The 20,164-nt window shown below is 37.4% G+C and carries 23 protein-coding genes; 12 read left to right on the top strand and 11 right to left on the bottom strand.

Going from position 1 to position 20,164, the window contains the following annotated elements:
• Positions 1–463: 463 nt before the first annotated feature.
• A complete protein-coding gene (gene ahpC / locus FY049_RS13280; protein ID WP_004721823.1) occupies positions 464–1,027 on the top strand; it encodes an alkyl hydroperoxide reductase subunit C in 564 nt (187 codons plus the stop codon).
• 103 nt (positions 1,028–1,130) lie between these two features.
• Here the strand turns inward: ahpC and FY049_RS13285 are convergent, their stop codons facing one another.
• Both FY049_RS13285 and FY049_RS13290 read right to left on the bottom strand, forming a co-directional pair.
• A complete protein-coding gene (locus FY049_RS13285; protein WP_262781680.1) occupies positions 1,131–1,487 on the bottom strand; it encodes a VOC family protein in 357 nt (118 codons plus the stop codon).
• 100 nt (positions 1,488–1,587) lie between these two features.
• Positions 1,588–2,091: an endonuclease V gene (locus FY049_RS13290; RefSeq protein WP_446083827.1), complete on the bottom strand. Its 504-nt coding sequence runs from the start codon at positions 2,089–2,091 to the stop codon at positions 1,588–1,590.
• A 229-nt stretch (positions 2,092–2,320) separates the two neighbouring features.
• Between FY049_RS13290 and FY049_RS13295 the strand changes: the two genes are divergently transcribed.
• Positions 2,321–2,527 (top strand): KTSC domain-containing protein, encoded by a 207-nt coding sequence (locus FY049_RS13295; RefSeq protein WP_004721830.1) that lies wholly within the window; start codon positions 2,321–2,323, stop codon positions 2,525–2,527.
• Positions 2,528–2,587: 60 nt separating this feature from the next.
• Here FY049_RS13295 and FY049_RS13300 read toward each other — a convergent pair whose 3' ends face one another.
• The 4 genes from FY049_RS13300 to FY049_RS13315 form a co-directional block, all read right to left on the bottom strand.
• On the bottom strand, positions 2,588–3,181 hold the full coding sequence (locus FY049_RS13300; RefSeq protein ID WP_333667249.1) for an O-methyltransferase: 594 nt from the start codon (positions 3,179–3,181) through the stop codon (positions 2,588–2,590).
• A gap of 141 nt (positions 3,182–3,322) precedes the next feature.
• Positions 3,323–3,538, bottom strand: a complete 216-nt coding sequence (locus tag FY049_RS13305) for a DUF1653 domain-containing protein (protein ID WP_004721833.1) — start codon at positions 3,536–3,538, stop codon at positions 3,323–3,325.
• A gap of 99 nt (positions 3,539–3,637) precedes the next feature.
• Positions 3,638–3,994 (bottom strand): hypothetical protein, encoded by a 357-nt coding sequence (locus FY049_RS13310; RefSeq protein ID WP_004721834.1) that lies wholly within the window; start codon positions 3,992–3,994, stop codon positions 3,638–3,640.
• A gap of 365 nt (positions 3,995–4,359) precedes the next feature.
• Complete coding sequence (locus tag FY049_RS13315) at positions 4,360–4,770, bottom strand: roadblock/LC7 domain-containing protein (RefSeq protein WP_004721835.1); 411 nt, start codon at positions 4,768–4,770, stop codon at positions 4,360–4,362.
• Positions 4,771–5,320: 550 nt separating this feature from the next.
• Between FY049_RS13315 and FY049_RS13320 the strand changes: the two genes are divergently transcribed.
• The 3 genes from FY049_RS13320 (at position 5,321) to FY049_RS13330 (ending at position 7,641) form a co-directional block, all read left to right on the top strand.
• Positions 5,321–5,665: a hypothetical protein gene (locus tag FY049_RS13320; RefSeq protein ID WP_004721836.1), complete on the top strand. Its 345-nt coding sequence runs from the start codon at positions 5,321–5,323 to the stop codon at positions 5,663–5,665.
• Between the two features lie 100 nt (positions 5,666–5,765).
• Complete coding sequence (locus FY049_RS13325; RefSeq protein ID WP_333667256.1) at positions 5,766–6,467, top strand: VIT1/CCC1 transporter family protein; 702 nt, start codon at positions 5,766–5,768, stop codon at positions 6,465–6,467.
• 130 nt (positions 6,468–6,597) lie between these two features.
• Entirely contained in the window at positions 6,598–7,641 is a 1,044-nt protein-coding gene (locus FY049_RS13330; RefSeq protein ID WP_333667258.1) for an NAD(P)H-dependent flavin oxidoreductase, read from the top strand.
• Positions 7,642–7,696: 55 nt separating this feature from the next.
• On the opposite strand, the gene FY049_RS13335 is transcribed toward FY049_RS13330, so the two are convergent.
• Entirely contained in the window at positions 7,697–8,203 is a 507-nt protein-coding gene (locus FY049_RS13335) for a DinB family protein (RefSeq protein ID WP_004721842.1), read from the bottom strand.
• 206 nt (positions 8,204–8,409) lie between these two features.
• Between FY049_RS13335 and FY049_RS13340 the strand changes: the two genes are divergently transcribed.
• The gene (locus tag FY049_RS13340; RefSeq protein WP_333668535.1) at positions 8,410–9,003 is read left to right on the top strand and encodes a DUF4291 domain-containing protein; all 594 of its coding nucleotides are present in this window, start codon (positions 8,410–8,412) and stop codon (positions 9,001–9,003) included.
• Between the two features lie 43 nt (positions 9,004–9,046).
• Here the strand turns inward: FY049_RS13340 and dusB are convergent, their stop codons facing one another.
• Positions 9,047–10,069, bottom strand: coding sequence for a tRNA dihydrouridine synthase DusB (dusB, locus tag FY049_RS13345; RefSeq protein WP_333668538.1), 1,023 nt, complete (start codon positions 10,067–10,069; stop codon positions 9,047–9,049).
• Positions 10,070–10,152: 83 nt separating this feature from the next.
• Here dusB and FY049_RS13350 point away from each other — a divergent pair, with 83 nt between their 5' ends.
• The 5 genes from FY049_RS13350 to FY049_RS13370 all read left to right on the top strand — a co-directional run bounded on the left by FY049_RS13350 (position 10,153) and on the right by FY049_RS13370 (position 14,851).
• Positions 10,153–11,361, top strand: coding sequence for a DUF1615 domain-containing protein (locus tag FY049_RS13350; RefSeq protein ID WP_056515980.1), 1,209 nt, complete (start codon positions 10,153–10,155; stop codon positions 11,359–11,361).
• Complete coding sequence (locus tag FY049_RS13355) at positions 11,328–11,975, top strand: HAD-IB family hydrolase (RefSeq protein ID WP_166783452.1); 648 nt, start codon at positions 11,328–11,330, stop codon at positions 11,973–11,975. Before FY049_RS13350 ends, FY049_RS13355 begins: the two co-directional genes overlap by 34 nt.
• Positions 11,976–12,305: 330 nt before the next feature.
• Complete coding sequence (locus FY049_RS13360) at positions 12,306–13,400, top strand: carboxypeptidase-like regulatory domain-containing protein (RefSeq protein WP_228722115.1); 1,095 nt, start codon at positions 12,306–12,308, stop codon at positions 13,398–13,400.
• Positions 13,397–14,005 (top strand): hypothetical protein, encoded by a 609-nt coding sequence (locus tag FY049_RS13365; RefSeq protein WP_333668544.1) that lies wholly within the window; start codon positions 13,397–13,399, stop codon positions 14,003–14,005. Before FY049_RS13360 ends, FY049_RS13365 begins: the two co-directional genes overlap by 4 nt.
• 315 nt (positions 14,006–14,320) lie before the next feature.
• Positions 14,321–14,851 (top strand): DUF4189 domain-containing protein, encoded by a 531-nt coding sequence (locus FY049_RS13370; protein WP_446083828.1) that lies wholly within the window; start codon positions 14,321–14,323, stop codon positions 14,849–14,851.
• Between the two features lie 323 nt (positions 14,852–15,174).
• On the opposite strand, the gene proB is transcribed toward FY049_RS13370, so the two are convergent.
• Both proB and cgtA read right to left on the bottom strand, forming a co-directional pair.
• Positions 15,175–16,308 (bottom strand): glutamate 5-kinase, encoded by a 1,134-nt coding sequence (gene proB / locus FY049_RS13375; RefSeq protein WP_446083829.1) that lies wholly within the window; start codon positions 16,306–16,308, stop codon positions 15,175–15,177.
• A 61-nt stretch (positions 16,309–16,369) separates the two neighbouring features.
• Positions 16,370–17,593 carry an Obg family GTPase CgtA gene (gene cgtA, locus FY049_RS13380; protein ID WP_004820174.1) on the bottom strand — a complete coding sequence of 408 codons (1,224 nt, stop codon included), beginning with the start codon at positions 17,591–17,593 and terminating at the stop codon, positions 16,370–16,372.
• A 301-nt stretch (positions 17,594–17,894) separates the two neighbouring features.
• Here cgtA and prfH point away from each other — a divergent pair, with 301 nt between their 5' ends.
• On the top strand, positions 17,895–18,485 hold the full coding sequence (gene prfH, locus FY049_RS13385) for a peptide chain release factor H (protein WP_446083830.1): 591 nt from the start codon (positions 17,895–17,897) through the stop codon (positions 18,483–18,485).
• Between the two features lie 97 nt (positions 18,486–18,582).
• On the opposite strand, the gene FY049_RS13390 is transcribed toward prfH, so the two are convergent.
• The gene (locus tag FY049_RS13390; RefSeq protein WP_004721869.1) at positions 18,583–19,944 is read right to left on the bottom strand and encodes a dicarboxylate/amino acid:cation symporter; all 1,362 of its coding nucleotides are present in this window, start codon (positions 19,942–19,944) and stop codon (positions 18,583–18,585) included.
• Positions 19,945–20,164: the final 220 nt, after the last annotated feature.

The raw sequence follows: 20,164 nt of genomic DNA on the forward strand, positions 1-20,164 counted from the left end.
TGTGGCTGCAAATATTCATATAGACCTAAATCTATTGCTGTATGATCTACATCAACCAGGTAGCTTGAAGTGATTCTTAAGTACAAAACAGCAGCCACCCATATCATTTCCACGCTATACAACATTGAAATGTGATGTAGTTAAAATTCAATTTATCTTATATGAACAAATTCTATACATTGAAATAAATTTTATATCTTTTTTAGAAATCGCCCTTGAAATATAGCCCCAGAAGCATCATGTTTGTAACAGATTAAAAAAGGATGCTTTGTCATTCAAACATCATCTTTATTTGCTTTAGTTGATGAAATACTGACAAAACAACGATTTTTGGTGAAATGTATCTGGAGCACGCTAATTTAATTTTCCGATCTTAGCGATAAAAAAATACTATTTCCCCAATAATCTAAAATTCATTATTCTAGTTAAATATTAGATAAACACCTCAATCATGGAGATAATGATGAGCTTAATTAATACTGAAGTTAAACCTTTTAAAGCACAAGCTTTCCAAAACGGCCAATTCATCGAAGTTACAGAAGCCGATCTTAAAGGTAAATGGTCTGTAGTTTTCTTCTATCCAGCTGACTTCACTTTTGTTTGCCCAACAGAACTTGGTGACCTTGCTGACAACTATGCTGAATTCAAAAAATTAGGCGTTGAAATCTACTCTGTTTCTACAGATACACACTTCACGCACAAAGCTTGGCACGATTCTTCTGAAGAAATCAAAAAAATTGAATATGTAATGGTTGGCGACCCAACTTGGGTTCTTGCTAAAAACTTCGAAGTTTTAATCGAATCTGCTGGTCTTGCCGACCGTGGTACTTTCGTTATCGATCCTGAAGGTAAAATCCAAATCATCGAAATCAATGCTGGTGGTATTGGTCGTGATGCTTCTGAACTTCTTCGTAAAGTTAAAGCAGCTCAATATGTTCACGGTCATCCTGGCGAAGTTTGCCCAGCTAAATGGAAAGAAGGCGATGCAACTCTTGCTCCTTCAATCGACTTAGTGGGTAAAATCTAATTCTTAAATTAGATTAAACACATAAAAAAAACCACGCTTTTTAGCGTGGTTTTTTTATGGATTAGATCTTATGTATAGGTTTTTTGTGTTTGTAGATTTTTATTTAATGCGACCAAATTGCAATTTCATATCCATCTAAATCTTTAAAATGAAAACGACGTCCACCTGGAAAACTAAAAATCTCTTGTACGATGGTTGCACCCGCCTCTTTCACACACGTTAAGCTTTGTTCTAATTGGGCACTATACAAAACAATTAATGCACCACCAGAACTTTGCACATCATCAGACTGAGCAAAGCCCCCTTTTATCTCCCCAGAATCAAACTCACAATATTCAGGGCTAAAGTCGGTGAAAGTCCAGCCTAAGTTTTGATAAAACCTTTTACTTTGTTCGACATCTTTCACCATAAATTCAATATAGTTAATGGAAATTTTTTGACGAGCCGCTGACTGATCCATCGATGTTTCTCCTTAAATTTATAAAATATTGTTCTATAGAAAATAAAATATGAGTCAATTGATAATACATTTAAACCACTAAATATAGGATAACAAAAAATTATTTTTGCGTTGTTCTGCTCAAATGATCAACTTGCTTGAGTAGCTCAGGAATACGGTATTTCCCGTACATGGACTGTACATTATGTTTCGCTTGCACTAATTCTATTCTGATGGCAGAGACGTATAATGGCTTAACACTTTGTCCACGTAAAATTTCAAATTCCTTTGGCGTTCCTCTAAATTCATTTTTAGCCACCCCAATCACAGGTGTTTTATCAGCTAAGGCAGCATATAAGTGCTGTCCTAAACCTGCTGTTTGTTCAGTGCCTAAATAGACATAGCCATCAATCACAATCATATCGATGGGTTCTTTCACCAAATCCAATAACGTTAAAATACACGGCAATTCACGTTTATAAAATTGACCTGATTCATAGTCAGCAATTGGTTTGATGGTGATAAGGTAATGATTCAATACAACTGAACTCCCCCAAGACTCAAATACTACACCAGCAACTTGTGCAGAGTTATCTTTATAAGCAACGTCTATTGCAAGAATCATGATCTATCTCTTAATCACTAAAATAAAATACCAATTTTCTCATTTACTGATGATTTTTTAAGTGTTTATCTTGCCCAGAATCTGTAATGTCAAAATATGAATATCTTTAGCAAAATATAAACAGCTTTATTTACAAAACCACTATACATTTCTTCAAGTGAATAGACTAATTTCAAAAGATACAGAATATATTTTTCTGTAAAACAATCAAAAGTTTAAGGGGTTGCTTATGGGATCAATGATTACCGTGACTTCTTGGAAGTACAATGCTTCTTCACGGTATTTAAAAATTTTTTATAACAATGGTTCTGGTGAACTTTATCATCCTGTCCCAGAATTTATATACAATAATTTACTACGATGTAGTGATAAAACAGCATTCGTGCATAAATATCTAGAATACGATTTACATTTTAAGCGACTTTCAATTTTATAGTTTTTAGAACTGTGTCTTTAGAGCAAAGTCAGGGAGATTTCTCCCTGATGTAAAACTCGGTTAGTTTTTAAATGTCACCACAAACAGACCAGACCCAATCGACAAGGTTGTGGTCATAAACCTTTCATCTCGTTTAACTTCCGTGATAAAGCTCTTTACTTCAGCAGCATGTGATATCACATTATCAACAATCAGTACCCCACCATGCTCTACAAGCATCTTCTGTAAATATACCCAGTAATTTAAATAAGCATTGCGTTCAGCGTCCAGTAGAATAAAGTCATATTGCTCCTGACACTGTTCTAAGTATTTTTGCGCATCCCCTACCCAAAAATCAATCACGTCATCAACTTGTAACTCTTGAGCATGAAGTTGCGCTTGCTGAGTTCTTTTTTCATCGATCTCTAGCGTTGTCACCTTGGCACCTGTCACTTTGGCTGCATCCGCAAGCCATAATGTAGAGTAACCTGTTGATGTCCCGATCTCTAAAATTTTCTTAGACTGCTGAATTCGCACTTGCATGGCTAAAAACAATGCTGATTCAGGTTCGATATTTCGATAGCGTTTAATACGATCACACTGTGTAGCATCAAACTTAATAAAGGATTGATATAGTTCATTCAATCGTTGCAAAAATGGGTTACTTAAACTCATGTTTAGATCTTCCTTTTCACTATCATTGTTATTATTTCAATCATTTACGTCATTGCTATGACAATACATAGCTTTTGACAAGTTACATCGTTACGGTTTATTACGTGACTTTATCAGGTGGTAAAATCTATCAAGTAAAACTCAAACCTCATGTAAAAATTCAAATCTCGCTTGGACTTGACCATCTTCTAATGTGACCTGCTCACAAAACATTTCATAAGGTCGAACCCAGATTGAATAATCATCATATAAACATTGGTAAACCACAACTTTTTCACGGGTTTCACTATGCGTTGCGACATGAAAGACTTGGTATAAATTACCTTTATAATGTTTATAAATTCCAGCTTTTAACATCTACACTCAACACTCTAAATACGATATCTATGTTATACAGGATAGCCAAAGAAAAAACTCGTCCGTAGACGAGTTTTTTATGCTTTTCAATTTTTTAAATTAAGAAAAGTCTAAGCCTTTTTCAAATGCTTTTAACTCGTGGCGAGCCATTGCTAAGTTTGATTTAGAACGATCTAAAACAAGATAAAGGAACAAGTTTTCATTTGAATCAAGTGGACGAATCAAATGATACTGTTTACCTAATGTAATTAAAATATCTTCAATTACATCATCTAATTTCAGTGCTTTTGCTACTTTACGCTTAGCACGAACAACTTCAGTATTACCTGCTGCTGCTAATTCTAAGTCTAAACCTGCACCTGCAGTCGCTAAAGATAAACCACTTTCGCTATCTACTAATGCAGCACAAACGAAACCATCGATATCAGTTAATTGATCTAGTGTAATACGAGCCATGAGCATCCCCGTTTCTTTCAACATTGTTGTTCGCTTTAGTAATTCAATTTTTATTTTGCTTTACTAAAACACTTTACTATTTAGCTAAAAATATTCATTCCTAACTAACATGGATAAATTAGTATTCTTTTTTTGAATACCCATTTAATTTTATTTGATAATCAATTTTAATTAATTATTTCCCACACTCATTTTAATAGCATAAAAAATATTAACTATTCAATAGAAATTTAAAAAATAAATGACTAATTTGACTATTTAAAACTTTCAAAAAAATCCAACAAATACCAGAGAGAAAAAATCCAGTACAGATCTCTTTTTTCAAAAAAAATGCAACTTATGTTACATTTTCTACAATGGCTTATCTATATATTTCTCATAAGTAATTCTGAGGTAGATTTGAGCTCATAGAGCATCTGTCCCAATAAAATATCTTTGTTGGTCATCGCCACTAAAACCAGTGGATGCTTTGGATGAGGAATGGCTGTCAAAAGTGCTTTTCCGTTCTCAGCATCAAGGGTAATTGTTTGACATCCAACGAGATTGATTTCTGAAACAAATGCAGTCACTAGGGCCAAAATCGAACTACTCACTGCGGCAATCTTTCCAGAATTGCTAATATTTTTCTTGTTGACTAAAGCAATTTCAAACCCATCAGAAGTACACAACATGATGAACTCGACACCACTGACAGAGTTCAAAAGCTGCCTGATTTGTTTTTCAGCATATGCTACAAAATCATCAGGTACTTTTCGAGATGTGTTTAGGTCAAGCATATTCAAGAAAGCCCCATAAATTAATTTGTAAATTCAGCATTTTCAAAAGCCGAAAACACAGGTTTTTCAGACTTTCTCCAGTAACAGAATTATTTGATATACTTCACATTTTACATTCAATTCTATCTGTTTTTATTGGCTTGTAAACATGTTTTTTCACTTTTAATTTAATTTTTTGAGCACTAATATTGTGCCACAAAGCTTCAAATTGTCAGATTTTTTTCAACAAGGTCACTTTCAAATAACTAATATCATAAATTGAGTGGATCTTAAACCTTATCTTGATTTAATTTTAACAATACAGTATTAAAAAACTTACTTTTTATCATTGGTTATTTTATTGATACTGGAAGTTCAAATATAAAGTGAGTCTATTGATATTATATGAAGCTTTTATTAAAACCAGATTTGTGCACTATTATTTGATATAAGATAAATTGATCTTATAAAAACTTTACATTTTATTTTTTGATTTGGTTATTTTTTGTGTTTATATTTATTTCATCCAACTGCTGGATGCCAAAAATTAATTTAAAAAAGGTACAAGACAATGAATAAACTTCTACTCTCTCTTGGTCTGATTGCAACGATTGCACTTGTTGGTTGTAATAAAGATAAAGCGCCAGAAACAGGGGCGACTGCAGGTGAACATGCTGCAAATGCGGTTGAACAAGCAAAACATGATGCAGAACATGCAGCGCAAAATGCAGCTGATGCAACTGCTAAAGCTGCGGATAATGCAGCAAATGCAACTGCGACTGCTGTAGATCATGCCGCTGATGCAACAGCACATGCTGCCGATGCAACAGTTGATGCTGCTAAAGATGCCACTGCAACTGCAGCTGGTGCTGTTGAAAAAGGTGCTGCGGACGTTAAAGAAAAAGCGAGCCAATAGTTTTAATCTGAAAAAAGCTCCTAAATATAGGAGCTTTTTTATATTTGTCATATATTTAGATTATCAATGAATCAGCTTTCAGTTACTTGGAGTTTTGTTTATGCCACATTCTCATCACCTAGAACAGCATTTTATACAACGTACAGGCTGGTTAAGGGCAGCAGTCTTAGGTGCAAATGATGGCATTATTTCTGTGACTAGTTTAGTGATGGGAATGGCAGCAAGTGGTGCGTCTAGTCACACGCTATTGATTACCTGTATTGCGGGATTGATTTCAGGTGCAACCTCTATGGCCGCTGGTGAATATATCTCCGTTAAATCCCAATCAGATATCGAAGCAGCGGATTTAAAAGTCGAAGCTCGTGAATTAGAAAAAAACCCACACTTAGAGCTTAAAGAACTGACTCACATTTATATTCAACGCGGTTTAGATCCCGAATTGGCGCATCAAGTAGCTGTTCAACTCACAGAAAAAGATGCCTTAGAAGCGCATGCACGTGATGAAATTGGGATCAATGAAGCAACTGCAGCAAGACCATTACAGGCTGCTGGTTCTTCAGCGTTATCGTTTTCAATAGGTGCCTTATTTCCAACATTGTCGATTCTGTTTAGCCCTGAAGCATATTTAGAAAAAATTGTTTTAGTCGTTGGTATCTTATCGCTGGTCATACTCGGTGCTTTATCCAGCTATTTTGCGGGTACATCAATACTCAAGGGTAGTTTCCGTGTGGCAGTATGGGGAATTCTTGCAATGGCGTTCTCAAGCTGGATTGGTTCACTGTTTCAAGTCACTCCAATGTAATCTCCACCTGTCTAAAATAACTCACACCTTAAAGATGTATTTAAATTATATTTTTATAATAAATACCGAACATAATTTGCTTATTCCAATTGGCTTGGGCAAAGTAACTTAAAACTCAAGGAGCTTAAGTATGTCTTTATTAGAACAATTAGGGATAAAACATCCCATCTTACTTGCACCAATGGCAGGCGTTTCTACCCCACTATTGGCAGCAGAAGTATCAAATCAAGGGGCTTTAGGCGCTTTAGGGCTCGGTGCAAATACCCTAGATTCTGCACTTCAACAAATTCAAGAAATCCAGGCGTTAACACCACATCCTTTTCAATTAAATTTTTTCTGTCATGAATCAACAGCATTAAACACTGAATCTAATACGCTGTGGAGTCAACATTTAGCAGCTGAATTTAAAAAATTTGGCGCAAATCCACCCACACAATTAAAATGCATTTACCCAAGCTTTAAAGATAATGATGATTTTTTAAACCTCTGTTTAGACACTCAACCCAAAGCGGTAAGTTTTCATTTTGGTATCCCGCATCAATATCAAATTCAAAAATTAAAACAGGCCGGTATCATCACTCTGGTTTCTGCAACCAATCTAACTGAAGCGCTGGCTATTGAAGAAGCTGGGATTGATATTATTGTAGCTCAAGGTATCGAAGCAGGTGGGCATCGCGGTATTTTTAACGCTCAAATTGATGGTGCAATTAAAACCTCAGATCTAGTCACGCTTATCAAAAAACATAGCTCACTGCCTGTCGTTGCAGCAGGCGGTATTATGAATGGGCAACAAGCCAAAGCCATGTTAAATCTTGGTGCTGATGCCGTACAATTGGGAACGGCTTTTGTGCAATGTAAAACATCAAACGCCAATCCAGCATATCGCAAGGCCTTATTTGATCATCCACTCACTCAAATTACCTCAAGCATTTCAGGTCGCCCAGCACGCGGCATCATCAATCATTGGCAAGCGAGGATTGATCAGCCCGACCGCCCGCATGTAGCCGCCTACCCTTATGCCTATGATTTGGCAAAACAGCTAAATGCTTTCGCGGTGCAACATGGTGATACTGGCTTTGGTGCATTCTGGGCTGGAAGTAATGTTGGACAGATTCGTGAATTAGAGGCTCAGGATCTGGTTAATCAATTGGTTGTGGAAATGAACCATTCTTAATGCTCAACTCAGCTGTCAATAGAAGCTGAACTGCAGCAGCTTCTATTTATACTTATTATGCTTGGCTTTGTTCAACTAACATATACACTAAATCTAATTCAGGGCATGCATAACCCAATCCTGTCATTGCAGCGGTAATTTGCCCACGATGATGAGTGCCATGGTTAAAAACATGCATAAGTGTGGCAGCATAAGGCAAAGTCAGTTCTTGTCCAGAAACGCGTTTATAGGTTAAATCTGCATTTAAGGTTTTTTCATCTAACTGCTCTAGAAACTCAATCCAATTCTTAGACTTCTCTTGTAATTCATCTAGTAATAGTGTTTTTCCGGTTTGGATCATTGTATTTAATGCAATTGCAGGTGATACCCCCTGCTTAAAGCGTGAATACCAGAGATAATGCTCACCCAACAATAGATGATTCAAGGTGCCAACAATGCTTTTAAAGTAAAGACCAACATCCTTGTTAAAATCATCATCGGATACAACTTTTAAACTTTCACAAAGACGCTGGGTTGCCCAGATATTGTATTGTGCCAGTATTCTGAAAGAATCTTTATTCATGACTTAAATAAACCATCATTGTGGGTATATAAAATATAATCAGCTTGATAAAAATGCCGCTTTGACTAGAATAGCGACAAAATCAATAAAGCTAGCTTGATGCTCATGTTAAATCAAATTTTTTGCCAATCGGTGAATCATTTTCCACTTATTTGATTAAGTTTTAAATTTTTAACAACTTATTCAAAATACAAGTGAGATTTATCATGTCTGCATATCATCAAATACGTGCGCTATATGACCGCGACACGATTACAGTTTATCAAGCCTATAACCAACAAATTGCACAGTTGGCGGTACAACAACAAAAGTTTGTTTCGCCCTTTTCCTTTCACAGAATGACATGGATAAAACCTTCATTTTTATGGCTAATGGAAAGAAGTCATTGGGCAACAAAATCCAACCAAAATCATATTTTGGCAATCCGTATTCAACGTGATTTTTGGGAATATTTACTCCAGCAAAGCATCCATACAGACCCGACACTCTCTGCGCATAAAAATGGCGAACACTGGTTTGAGTCTTTTGAAAATGCCAAGGTCCATATTCAATGGGATCCTGAACGGAATTTAAAGGGAACTAAGCTTGAACAGCTTAGTATTCAAATTGGGATTAGTCGTTTTTTAATTCAAGCATTTAACAACACGGCGATTCACTCAATCCAAGATATTACCCCTCTTGTAAATAAGATGGCGCAATTTCGACGTTTAGGAAAGTATAAACACGCTGAAAAACTCTTGCCTAAACAACGTATTTATCCTTTGAACAACGCATTAAAAAAACATTTGGTGATTGGTTGATTCAGTATGGGAGTTCGCTTCCATACTCATTACACCTTATTGATTACACATCCAATAAATTTAGCGATTCAACCTGTACATCACTCATCGTATTGCCTTGTTCAAGCAAGTGATTAAAGTAAGCCTCAACAACTTTTGCTTGTGCTACAGTGCTTTCCACTTTGTACATATTTTGACGGAATTCATTACTTGAATGTAAGCCTTTGGTGTACCAAGCAATATGCTTACGTGCAATTCGGCAACCTGAGTATTCACCATAGAACTGATAAAGTTCAGACAAATGTCCCAGTAAAACTTGTTTTACTTCTTGAATATCTGGTGCTGCTAAATACTCACCTGTTTTTAAATAATGAGCAATTTCACGAAAAATCCACGGACGCCCTTGGGCTGCACGTCCAATCATGACGGCATCAGCACCAGTATAGTCCAATACATATTTGGCTTTCTCTGGACTGTCGATATCACCATTGGCAATCACAGGAATAGTGAGCATCTGTTTGACTTCTTTAATCAAACTATAACGTGCCGTATTTAAATACATATCCTCACGAGTTCGACCATGTAAAGCTAAGGCTGCAATTCCTGCTTCTTCTGCTCGTTTCGCCACACGGATAATATTCTCATGACCATTTAAGAAGCCTAACCGCGTTTTTAACGTCACAGGCACATCAACTGCTTTTACCACTGCATCTAAAATTCGGGCAACCAAATCTTCATCTTTCAGCAATGCCGAACCTGCTAATTTATTACAGACTTTTTTTGCTGGGCATCCCATATTGATATCGACAATTTGCGCACCATTTGCAACTTGATAACGTGCTGCCTCAGCCAATTGATCTGGTTCAGAGCCTGCAATTTGTGCTGAAATCGGCGCTAACTCACCATCAAAATTTGCCCGATATAGACTCTTTTTGGTCATACGTAGGGTCTGATCAGAGGTCATCATTTCACTTACCGCATGCCCAGCACCAAAGTATTTGCACAGTGTCCTAAACGGACGATCTGTGACTCCAGCCATAGGTGCAACGATTAAATTATTTGACAGTTGATAAGGACCAATATACATATATATTCATACATTTTTAGACCTTCATAGTATACTGCATCTGCCATAGTGGCTCATCATTTTCTGAGTATGTTTTCTTCGACATGAAAAAATTAGTTCGACATCACGCATTTCTTAAATCTTTCAGCGTGTTAGCTCTTTCTTTAAGCCTAGTTGCTTGTGGTAAAGGTTCATGGTTTGCCAATGAAGATGATGAACAATTAAAACAAGAGCAAATCAAAAAACTGATTCCAAATCGTGTCAGTCAACGTGACTCGTGGGCAAAAGACATCTACGATATTTCCAATGAATTAAAAATCCCAACCAACAAAGAAAATATCTGCACCATCATTGCGGTGGTTGATCAGGAATCTAACTTTGTTGCCAACCCCGTTGTGCCAGGTTTGGGTGATAAAGCGGTAAAAGAAGTCACCACACGTTTAAATGAAAAATTTGAAGATAAACTTGGAACCACAATTGGTGGCACTGTTGCTTCATATTTTGAGAATGTTTTAAAAAATCAGCCCTCGCCTGATGATAACTATTTAAAACAAATGAGTCGTGTCCGCACTGAAAAAGATTTAGACGTACTTTATCGTGAAATCTTTGATTATATGGCAAAGCATTATCATGTGAGTGCGCTGACGGGTGCGGCAAAATTTGTTGGTCAAGATATTGCTGAAAAAATGAACCCAATCACAACATTAGGTTCAATGCAGGTTCATATCAATTATGCCAAAGAGCATAAACGCACCAGTATGAACATCAATGAATTACGTGATGATCTATATACTGAATTTGGTGGTTTATACTATGGAATCCATCGTTTAATGATGTATCCAGCAGATTATGATAAACCGATTTATCGTTTTGCTGACTATAACTCTGGGATGTATTCGAGCAGAAATGCCGCTTTTCAAAAAATGATTGATAAGCTCACTGAAGCTGATCTGGCACTCGATGGTGATTTACTCTCGTATGACAAAAATGGCGACCCACGTCCAGCGATAACTGATACAGAAAAAGCTCTCACTGCTTTATTTTCAAAAAATAATATTTTAGTTACGCCTAGACAGTTACGTAGTGATTTAAAAGACGAGAAACAGCAAGACTTTGAAAAAACTCAAACTTATATCGCTGTATCTAAACTTTATAAGAATAAAACAGGTAAAGATCCAATGTATGCCATAATGCCAGAAGTTGTCATTTCTGGGCCTAAATTGAGTCGTGATTATAATACTAACTGGTACGCAAGCCGCGTAAACGGACGATATGAAACATGTATGCACCGAGCAAAACGTTTAAAAATTTAGCATTATTTGATTTTGACGGAACCTTGTGTAAAAAAGACAGTTTCACAGGGTTTATTTTCTATGCTTTATCAAAAAGACATATCGTAAAGCAAGGCATCAAAATTTTACCGTGGATTCAGGCCTATTATTTAAACATCTATCCTGCCAACTCCATGCGTATCAAATTATTTAATGCAATGTTTAAACAAGCCGATGCCAATGAAATTCAAGATATTGCAAACGAATATGCTCAACGTCTAGTTCGACAACTGGATCAAAATCTTTATCAGCAGTTATTAAAACATCAAAATAATGGCGATGATGTTGTTTTGGTTTCGGCATCTGTAGATATTTACCTCAAAATCATTTGCCAAATCTTAGATATCGACTTGATCTGTACCGGTACTGAAGTCATAGATGGCAAATTTACTGGCAACTATTCCACGCCTGATTGTAGTTGTGAACAAAAACGACTACGCATCTTAGAAAAATATGATTTAGACCAATATGACAAAATATTCGCCTATGGGAACAGTGAAGAAGATTTAGATATGCTTCATTTGGCTGACTATCAATATATGGTCGGTAAGGATCAGGTTTTACCCTATTTAGAAGATGAAAAAAAATTTGCTTAAAAGATTTAATCAATGACTTGCTAAATATATATGATCTAAATAAATTGGGTAAAATTTCTTGATAATTATTTTATAATCAAAGTATTACCATAAAATTTAAAATAAACTTAAACTTAATTTTCCTTCCTTTTATCCTTGTGAATTTTTTATTTCAAACGTACTTTTAAAGTCTACGTTAAAAAAATTATTACTTCATTGGAATATTGTGATATAAAACTCACTTTAGACAAATAAAGATAAAACAATCAAACTACATACATTAAATTAAGACTTAAAAACAAACTAACGAAAAGGAATTTTACTTTGACAATTAATGGACTTCATATAATTTTGACCACGCTCTCTATTTTAACAACATCATCAGTAATGGCTGGTCCAGCAAGCTGTGAAGATAATTTTGTTGTCAATCGCCAAAATGGCATGGTCGATTATCAAGCAACCGTTTTGCTCTCTTCGTCAAACGAGCACGATATTTCACAGCAGATCAAACAAGCAATTGAACAGTCAGGTTTCCGTATCGATAGTGAGGAAACAACTCGTTCAGGGACTGAGATTACCTTCTTACCAAACAAACAGGCTAGAGATGCTTGGCTTGCAATGACAGCTGTCGTGACCAAGACAGAGAATCAACACATGGTTGGATTACGCAGCTTAGGAGATAGCAGCTTAAAACAACAAAGTACGCCACAGATGCGTACAGCGATGTGTGGATTTCTCGCCAGTTTACCGAGTGCTAAGTCTTCAAATATGGTTGCCGCACAAACCTCATCTGGTCGTGGCGCACCTCCTGCCACTAAAAATATTGGTCGAGAAATACGACCTAAATCTGAGTTGGATGTGCGTGTAGCACAACTGGCTCTTGAACCAGGGGCAGCAACAATTATGGGTAAAGCATGTACTACAAATAGATCACATGGACAAACTTTCCGTGATTATTTACGTAACGAAGCAGTGTTTTTGTATCCAGTGACACCTTATCTTGAGGAAATTCTCAGTCTGTACGAAAAATCTCGTCCTGAAGATACAGTAATTATTTCTCCACTGATTACTCAGATGCGTATTGAAGGGCGCACCAATAGCGATGGTGAGTTTCGTTTTTCGCAACTCAAACCAGGCAAGTATCTAATCGTTGCTGAACATGCTTCTGCTGGTGCAGGCCGTTATATGAATTATGATGGTGCCAATACTTCACAGAATGGTAATACCATTACCACTACTCATTTCTATTCAGAACGTGAATTTTTTCGGAACTGGAACGATATCCTTAAAGATCGTGTCACAATTTCAAAACCAGATCAGATTGTCAAAATCAGTTTAACCCCACCCTTTCGTGCTCAGGGGCTAATTGGTGGTTTAATTAATCGTGGAAAGCAAAAAGGCACTGGCGTTATGGGCTTGTCTTGTTCGGAGTGGCAATTTAAATGAAGATGCATATCCCAATATTGTTGTTACTGAGTTGGATGATAGCAACACCTTCCCTCTATGCTTCTGATCTTGCCCCAATGCTCGGATCTTGGCAATGTACTGCTCAAGCTGAAATTGCACTGCCTATTAACGTAGGTAAGCCACTTAAAATGGTTGAGACCTATACCGTGATGACAACTGCAGATGGAATCAGTGAAGGAGATGATTCAACTATTTTTTACTTTCCCTCAGGGGAAAAGTTGATGCCCATCGAGGTGATTAGCCATTCTAAAGCGCAATATCGTTTACAAGGTGATACCTTAAAACTTCTTGTTTTAACTTGGGAGTTACGTGAAGGACGTATTGCCCCTAAAGAACGGGCAGATTTTATTACCAGTATGCTAGGCAAAAATGCACCAGCTGCAGCTCGCTCACAATTTGGAGCAAAAATAGATCGTATGGCTGAAGATTTTGCTGAAACTATTGCGAAAAGTTTTCAGGCAAGAATCGGTAAAGAAAGTTCCATGCTATTTCGGCTGACAACCACGGGTGCTGGAAAAATAGAAAAAACCTTTGGTTCAGGTGCAAATGCAGTCACACATCAATGTGTTCGTGTATCCAACTAATCATAAACTATCGATTTAATGAAAATTTAAATGCTGGATCGATTATATATGGAGTCTACAAAAACTAACCAATCGAGTAGAAATAATTTTGACCATTATTATGCTTAAGATTTTTGCTCTAACTTTAGATTTGGTTTAACTGTTGTTTTAGGAAAAATATTAAAGCATCAAAATATACATGCAAAATGTGGCTCAGGTTAGGTTAAGAAGGTGGTGAAATGATCCGAGTTTATCTAATGACTTAATGTACTCTAATTACAAAACTTTAGAATTAGAAAGTCTTTTATACAATAGCAATATTTTTATAGGATAAAAATGAAATCTTTATTTAAATTGGTGTTACTTGTTACTTCACTGATTGTAACAACTAATATCTGGGCATATGATTGCCCTGGTAATGGTCAAAATGACGGAACTGGTAGCTGTGTTTATTTTGATGGTTCGTATCCCAATCACCCAGCAGGTTCAATTTCAATGAGAGGAAGTCAATGGGATCTTTCTTCAAAAAGTAGTTCAAATGATTATTCTTATTATCCAGCAGAATTATCAAACTGGGGTGTAGTCGCCTATGGCCCTAATAATCGTTGGGCTTCGGGTCAGAATTATTTAAGTGCTGCAGATGCAGAGCGAGCAGCTGTACAAATCTGTGGGCACAAAGATTGTTGGGCTTATTCATTCCAAGGAGGTTTTGGTGCGATAGCCAAGCAAACCAATGGACGAGAATTATTTGCAGAATGGTCAAGTCAAAGCCTTCAAAAGGCGGAAGCCGCTGTTATGCAATCTTGTGAGAAGGTCTTTGGTAAAGGAAAGTGCCAAGTAGTTGTTTCAAGTGCAGCTCAACATTAAAAAATATAAGAATAATATTAGGGTCTGTTGACATTTAAGGTTCATAATTTAATCTACAAAGGGAGCCATAAAAATATACAAGCTAATGCAACCGAACTTTAATAGTTTCGTTTTAACTTGTCATATTGAGTGGCTATACTCTAAATTGCTTTGATTCAGAAAACATATTTTTAATTAACAACCTATTTTAATTTTATTCAAAATCTTGAGGACAATCATTAATTTTTTAAATCCGATCTATACAACGAAAAAGCACCATTAATCACACCCAAATAAAAACCCCGCCAAAGCGAGGTTATATTTCTTAGAAATCTTAAAACCAATCAATAAATCGACATGTGATTACGATGAATCATTTCTAAAGAACGTGCTTCACCTAACACCTGATACACCTTATCCGAAGCTAAACCTTTGACAGTTTCAGCAGAATGCGAACTAAAGTTCACCCGTCCAACCGCAACTCGATGTCCATACTGATCAACACATTCTACAACATCACCGCGATCAAAATGCCCTTCCACAGCTTTTACCCCTACAGGCAATAAACTACGATGGTTTTCTTTAATGGCTTTGACAGCACCATCATCTAAAACCAAACGCCCTGCAGTTTGAAGGTGTGCAGCTAACCACTGTTGATGTGCTGTAACACGATCATCATCGGTAATGAATAAAGTACCCAATAATTCACCCGCCATTAAACGAGCCAATACATTGTCACTTTCACCACTGGCAATCAACGTTGGACAACCTGACTTGGCAGCCAGACGAGCAGCACGAACTTTGGTCAACATACCACCACGACCAAACTTACCACCACCACCTGCCATATCAAACAAGGTTTCATCCATTGCACGAACAGTATGGAACAATTTTGCATTTGGATTAGAACGCGGGTCTGAATCAAACATCCCTTGCTGATCAGTCAAAATGATCAGTAAGTCTGCATGAACTTGCCCTGCAACCATTGCTGCAAGCGTATCATTATCACCAAAGCGAATTTCATCAGTAGACACTGTGTCATTTTCATTGATTACAGGAATCACTTTCCAATCAATTAAATTCTGCAATGCATCACATGAGTTAAGGTAACGACGGCGATCCGCAAGATCATCATGAGTTAACAAGACTTGCGCCGTTTGGATAGAATGCTTTTCCAACACGCTTGACCACGTATGAATTAGCCCCATCTGACCAATGGCAGCACAAGCTTGTAGACTGGGTAAATCGGTGGGTCGATTCTCTAGCTTCATACGAACCATCCCTTCAGCCACAGCACCTGAAGACACAAGAATAATCTCGTGCCCTGCATTGTGTAGATCTGCAATTTGTTTCGCCCAATGCGAAATTGCATCCAAATCTAAACCTTGCCCATTTGCTGTGAGTAAAGATGATCCGATTTTAACAACGATACGTTTTAAAGCCTTGAGCTGACGTTGCCCATCTACCACTTCTATCATCTTGTCCTCGGTCTTTCTTTTCTAAATGGGTATCTTTAAAGACTATAGATACCCTTAGAAATTAGCGTACGTAGTACACTTCCATTTCGCCATCATCCTCGCCATCGTCATCCTCATCATCTTCTTCCTCTGCCAAAATACCAGCAAGACGTTGTTGACGACGCATTTCACGATAAGCTTCTTTTGCAGCAATCGTTTGCTCACGTGTTTCAGCTTCAAGCTGATCACGGAATGCTTTCATTTTCGCTGCATACTCTGGATCTTCGTCTTCCAACTCACGTTGTTGCTCGATTTGATCCATGAGGTAATACACAACAGGTTTGGTACCTTCTTCAAGCAAGCCTGAAGTTTTAAATACAGGACCATCCCATTGTAATTCTTCAAGAATATGATTACACCATTCTTCTTGAGTATCATCAGTTAATTGATCAAGTTTGTTTAAAACAAGAACAATCGGTAATTGAGCCAATGTTGGTGAGAATTTTTTCAATTCTTCCACAATCGCTTTGGCATTGTAGGCAGGATCTGAACCATCAATCGGTTGTACATCGACAATATGCAAAAGAATACGTGTACGTGCCAAATGCTTAAGGAAACGAATCCCTAAACCAGCACCTTCCGCTGCACCTTCAATCAATCCAGGAATATCGGCCATAACGAATGAACGATGACGATCCGCATCAACCACACCTAAGTTCGGTACCATTGTTGTAAATGGATAATCTGCAACTTTTGGTTTAGCTGCTGATACTGCACGGATAAAGGTAGATTTACCTGCATTCGGCATCCCCAATAAACCTACATCCGCTAGAACTTTTAACTCTAAACGAATTTCACGGTATTCACCTTTGATACCATGTGTACATTTACGCGGAGAACGGTTGGTCGATGATTTAAAATGAGTATTCCCCAAACCACCATCGCCGCCATGTGCAACTAAAACCTTTTGGCCATCTTCAACCAAATCACCAATAATATCGCCAGACTCTGTATCTACAATGGTTGTTCCTACTGGAACTTTCAGAATAACTGATTCACCACCACGACCAGCACAGTTTGCGCCAGCACCGTTTTTACCACGTTCAGCGCGAAATTTACGGGTATAACGATAATCTACTAAGGTACTGGTATCGTCGTCAGCTTGAATATATACGCTGCCGCCACGACCACCATCACCACCATCTGGGCCACCAAATGGTACAAATTTTTCACGGCGAAAACTGGCTACGCCATTGCCACCGTCGCCAGCCTCTACGGTAATGACTGCTTCATCAACAAAGCGCATGCTGCCAATCCTCTAAAATCTTTAAAACCCCATATTCTGCCATATTTTCAAAAATTTCTCGAATAGTATTATTGAGCTAAGCATGAATTTTCTTAAACATTTATTGTGAGAGGCTTGATAATGCATATTTTTATTCGATTTCGATTGTTTTTTATTCACATATTTTTCTATAATCAGTTCGTTGAAAATCAATAATTCAAAATTAAATCACGCTTATTTTAATGAATCTCACAATTTCTATTTATTCGCATGCGTTTTTTTGATTTTCGATCGTCCAGATTAATTTTAAGGAACACTCATATTGTCTATTGTCCAACTCAGTGCTGCGCTTGGACCCGCAGAATGTGAACTCGCTGTAAAATATACGCTTGAAGAAATACACAAAGAAGCAAAAACAAAAAAGATCCATCTCCAAACAATTGAAAGCAATGCGACTCAACATGGTTATTCATCTGTACTTCTAAGTGTCGATGAGGATGCCCGAACATGGCTCAAAACTTGGCTTGGTACAATTCAATGGACTTTTCAAAGCCCAATTCGTCCACAACATAAACGTAAAAACTGGTTTGTAGGCATCGCACTATTTGATACACCGTTGCAACTCCCCCCAGATGACACCATCACTTTTCAGGCCTGCCGTGCTTCAGGTGCTGGTGGCCAGCATGTCAACACAACCGACTCTGCTGTCCATGCAACGCATGTTGCATCTGGAATAAGTGTAAAGGTCATGTCTGAACGGAGCCAACATGCCAATAAACGTGTGGCAAAAGAATTGATTGCACTCAAATTACAACAACAGATGGAGAGCCAGCAAGCCCGTCAGAAACACGCTCAACATTTACAACACGCGTTGATCGAGCGAGGCAATGCTATACGCAGTTTTAAGAAGTAGAAATATTTTAAAAAGAGAATTACATGAAACAAGCTATATCTAAATATTGACATTAAAAAAGGAAGCCTGAGCTTCCTTGATTTACAACACAATAAAATTAAGACTTTTGCAAATCCAATTGAGGTTGATTTGATTCTTCAAGCATTTTACGATCCACTTCAGCCGGATTATTTAAAGCATCATTGAGCTTCTCAACATCCAGCTTACCAACCCACTTCGCAACCACAATTGTTGCCAAAGAGTTACCGACCAAGTTAGTCAATGCACGTGCTTCTGACATGAAACGGTCAATACCTAAAATCAAAGCCAAACCAGCGACTGGGATATTGCCTACAGCAGCCAAAGTTGCTGCCATGACAATAAAGCCTGAACCAGTTACACCTGCTGCGCCTTTTGATGAAATCAACAAGACTGCAAGCAAGGTAATTTCATGCCAAATATCCAGTTGAGTATTGGTTGCTTGTGCAATAAAGATCGCCGCCATAGTCAAATAAATAGAGGTACCATCAAGGTTAAATGAATAACCTGTTGGAATTACCAAACCAACCACAGACTTTTCACAGCCAGCAATTTCAAGCTTTTTCAGCATACGTGGTAATACAGATTCTGAAGAAGATGTACCCAATACAATCAACAATTCTTCACGGATCATACGAATCATTTTTAAAATGCTAAATCCGCAGAAACGACTGATCGAACCTAAAATAATAAAGATAAACAACAAACACGTGATATAGAAACAAAGAATTAACTGTGCAAGTTGCGCTAAGCTACCAATCCCATACTTACCAATGGTAAATGCCATCGCACCAAAGGCACCGATTGGCGCAAGTTTCATAATCATATTCACAATGTTAAAGAACACATGCGAAATTTGATCAATCAATCTTAATACTGGTTTTCCAGCATCGCCCAGTTTATGTAATGCAAAACCAAACAATAAGGCAAATAAAAGAACTTGTAGAATTTCACCTTCTGCAAATGCACCCACAACCGTATTTGGAATGATATGCAAAAAGAAATCAACGGTAGACTGTGATGCACCTGATTCCACATACTTACTGATACCTGTGGTATCTAAAGTCGCAGGATCAACATTCATACCAACGCCCGGTTTGGCGATATTGATAACAACCAAACCAATAATCAGGGCAATGGTAGACACGACTTCAAAATATAAAAGTGCAATACCACCAGTCTTACCCACTGATTTCATGCTTTCCATGCCCGCAATCCCGCTGACCACGGTACAGAAAATCACAGGGGCAATAATCATTTTAATGAGCTTAATAAAAGCATCACCTAAAGGTTTGAGTTGTTCGCCTAAACCAGGAACACTTTTCTCTACACCATTGATCAATTGAGTACCACTTGGAAAGTAGTGCCCTACAATCACACCCAAAATAATGGCAACAATCACTTGAAAATAGAGTGACTTATACAGCGGTTTCTTAGCCATGATAATTACTTCTTTCTATATTTCTGTTTGAAGAAATATCCAATGTTAATGCTACCATTTGCTGACACAGCCCAAAATCCCGATAAAAACTTCTGGGAAGTCGGTTTTTAGCAAATAAAAATCCCTTCAGAAAACGACAGTTTTCCAAAACAATGACAACGAATGACGATGTTTAAGATTTATTCTCGCTGGCACCTTGGCCAAAAGAATAAATACAGAA

This window comes from Acinetobacter sp. 1125_18A (genome assembly GCF_052824985.1).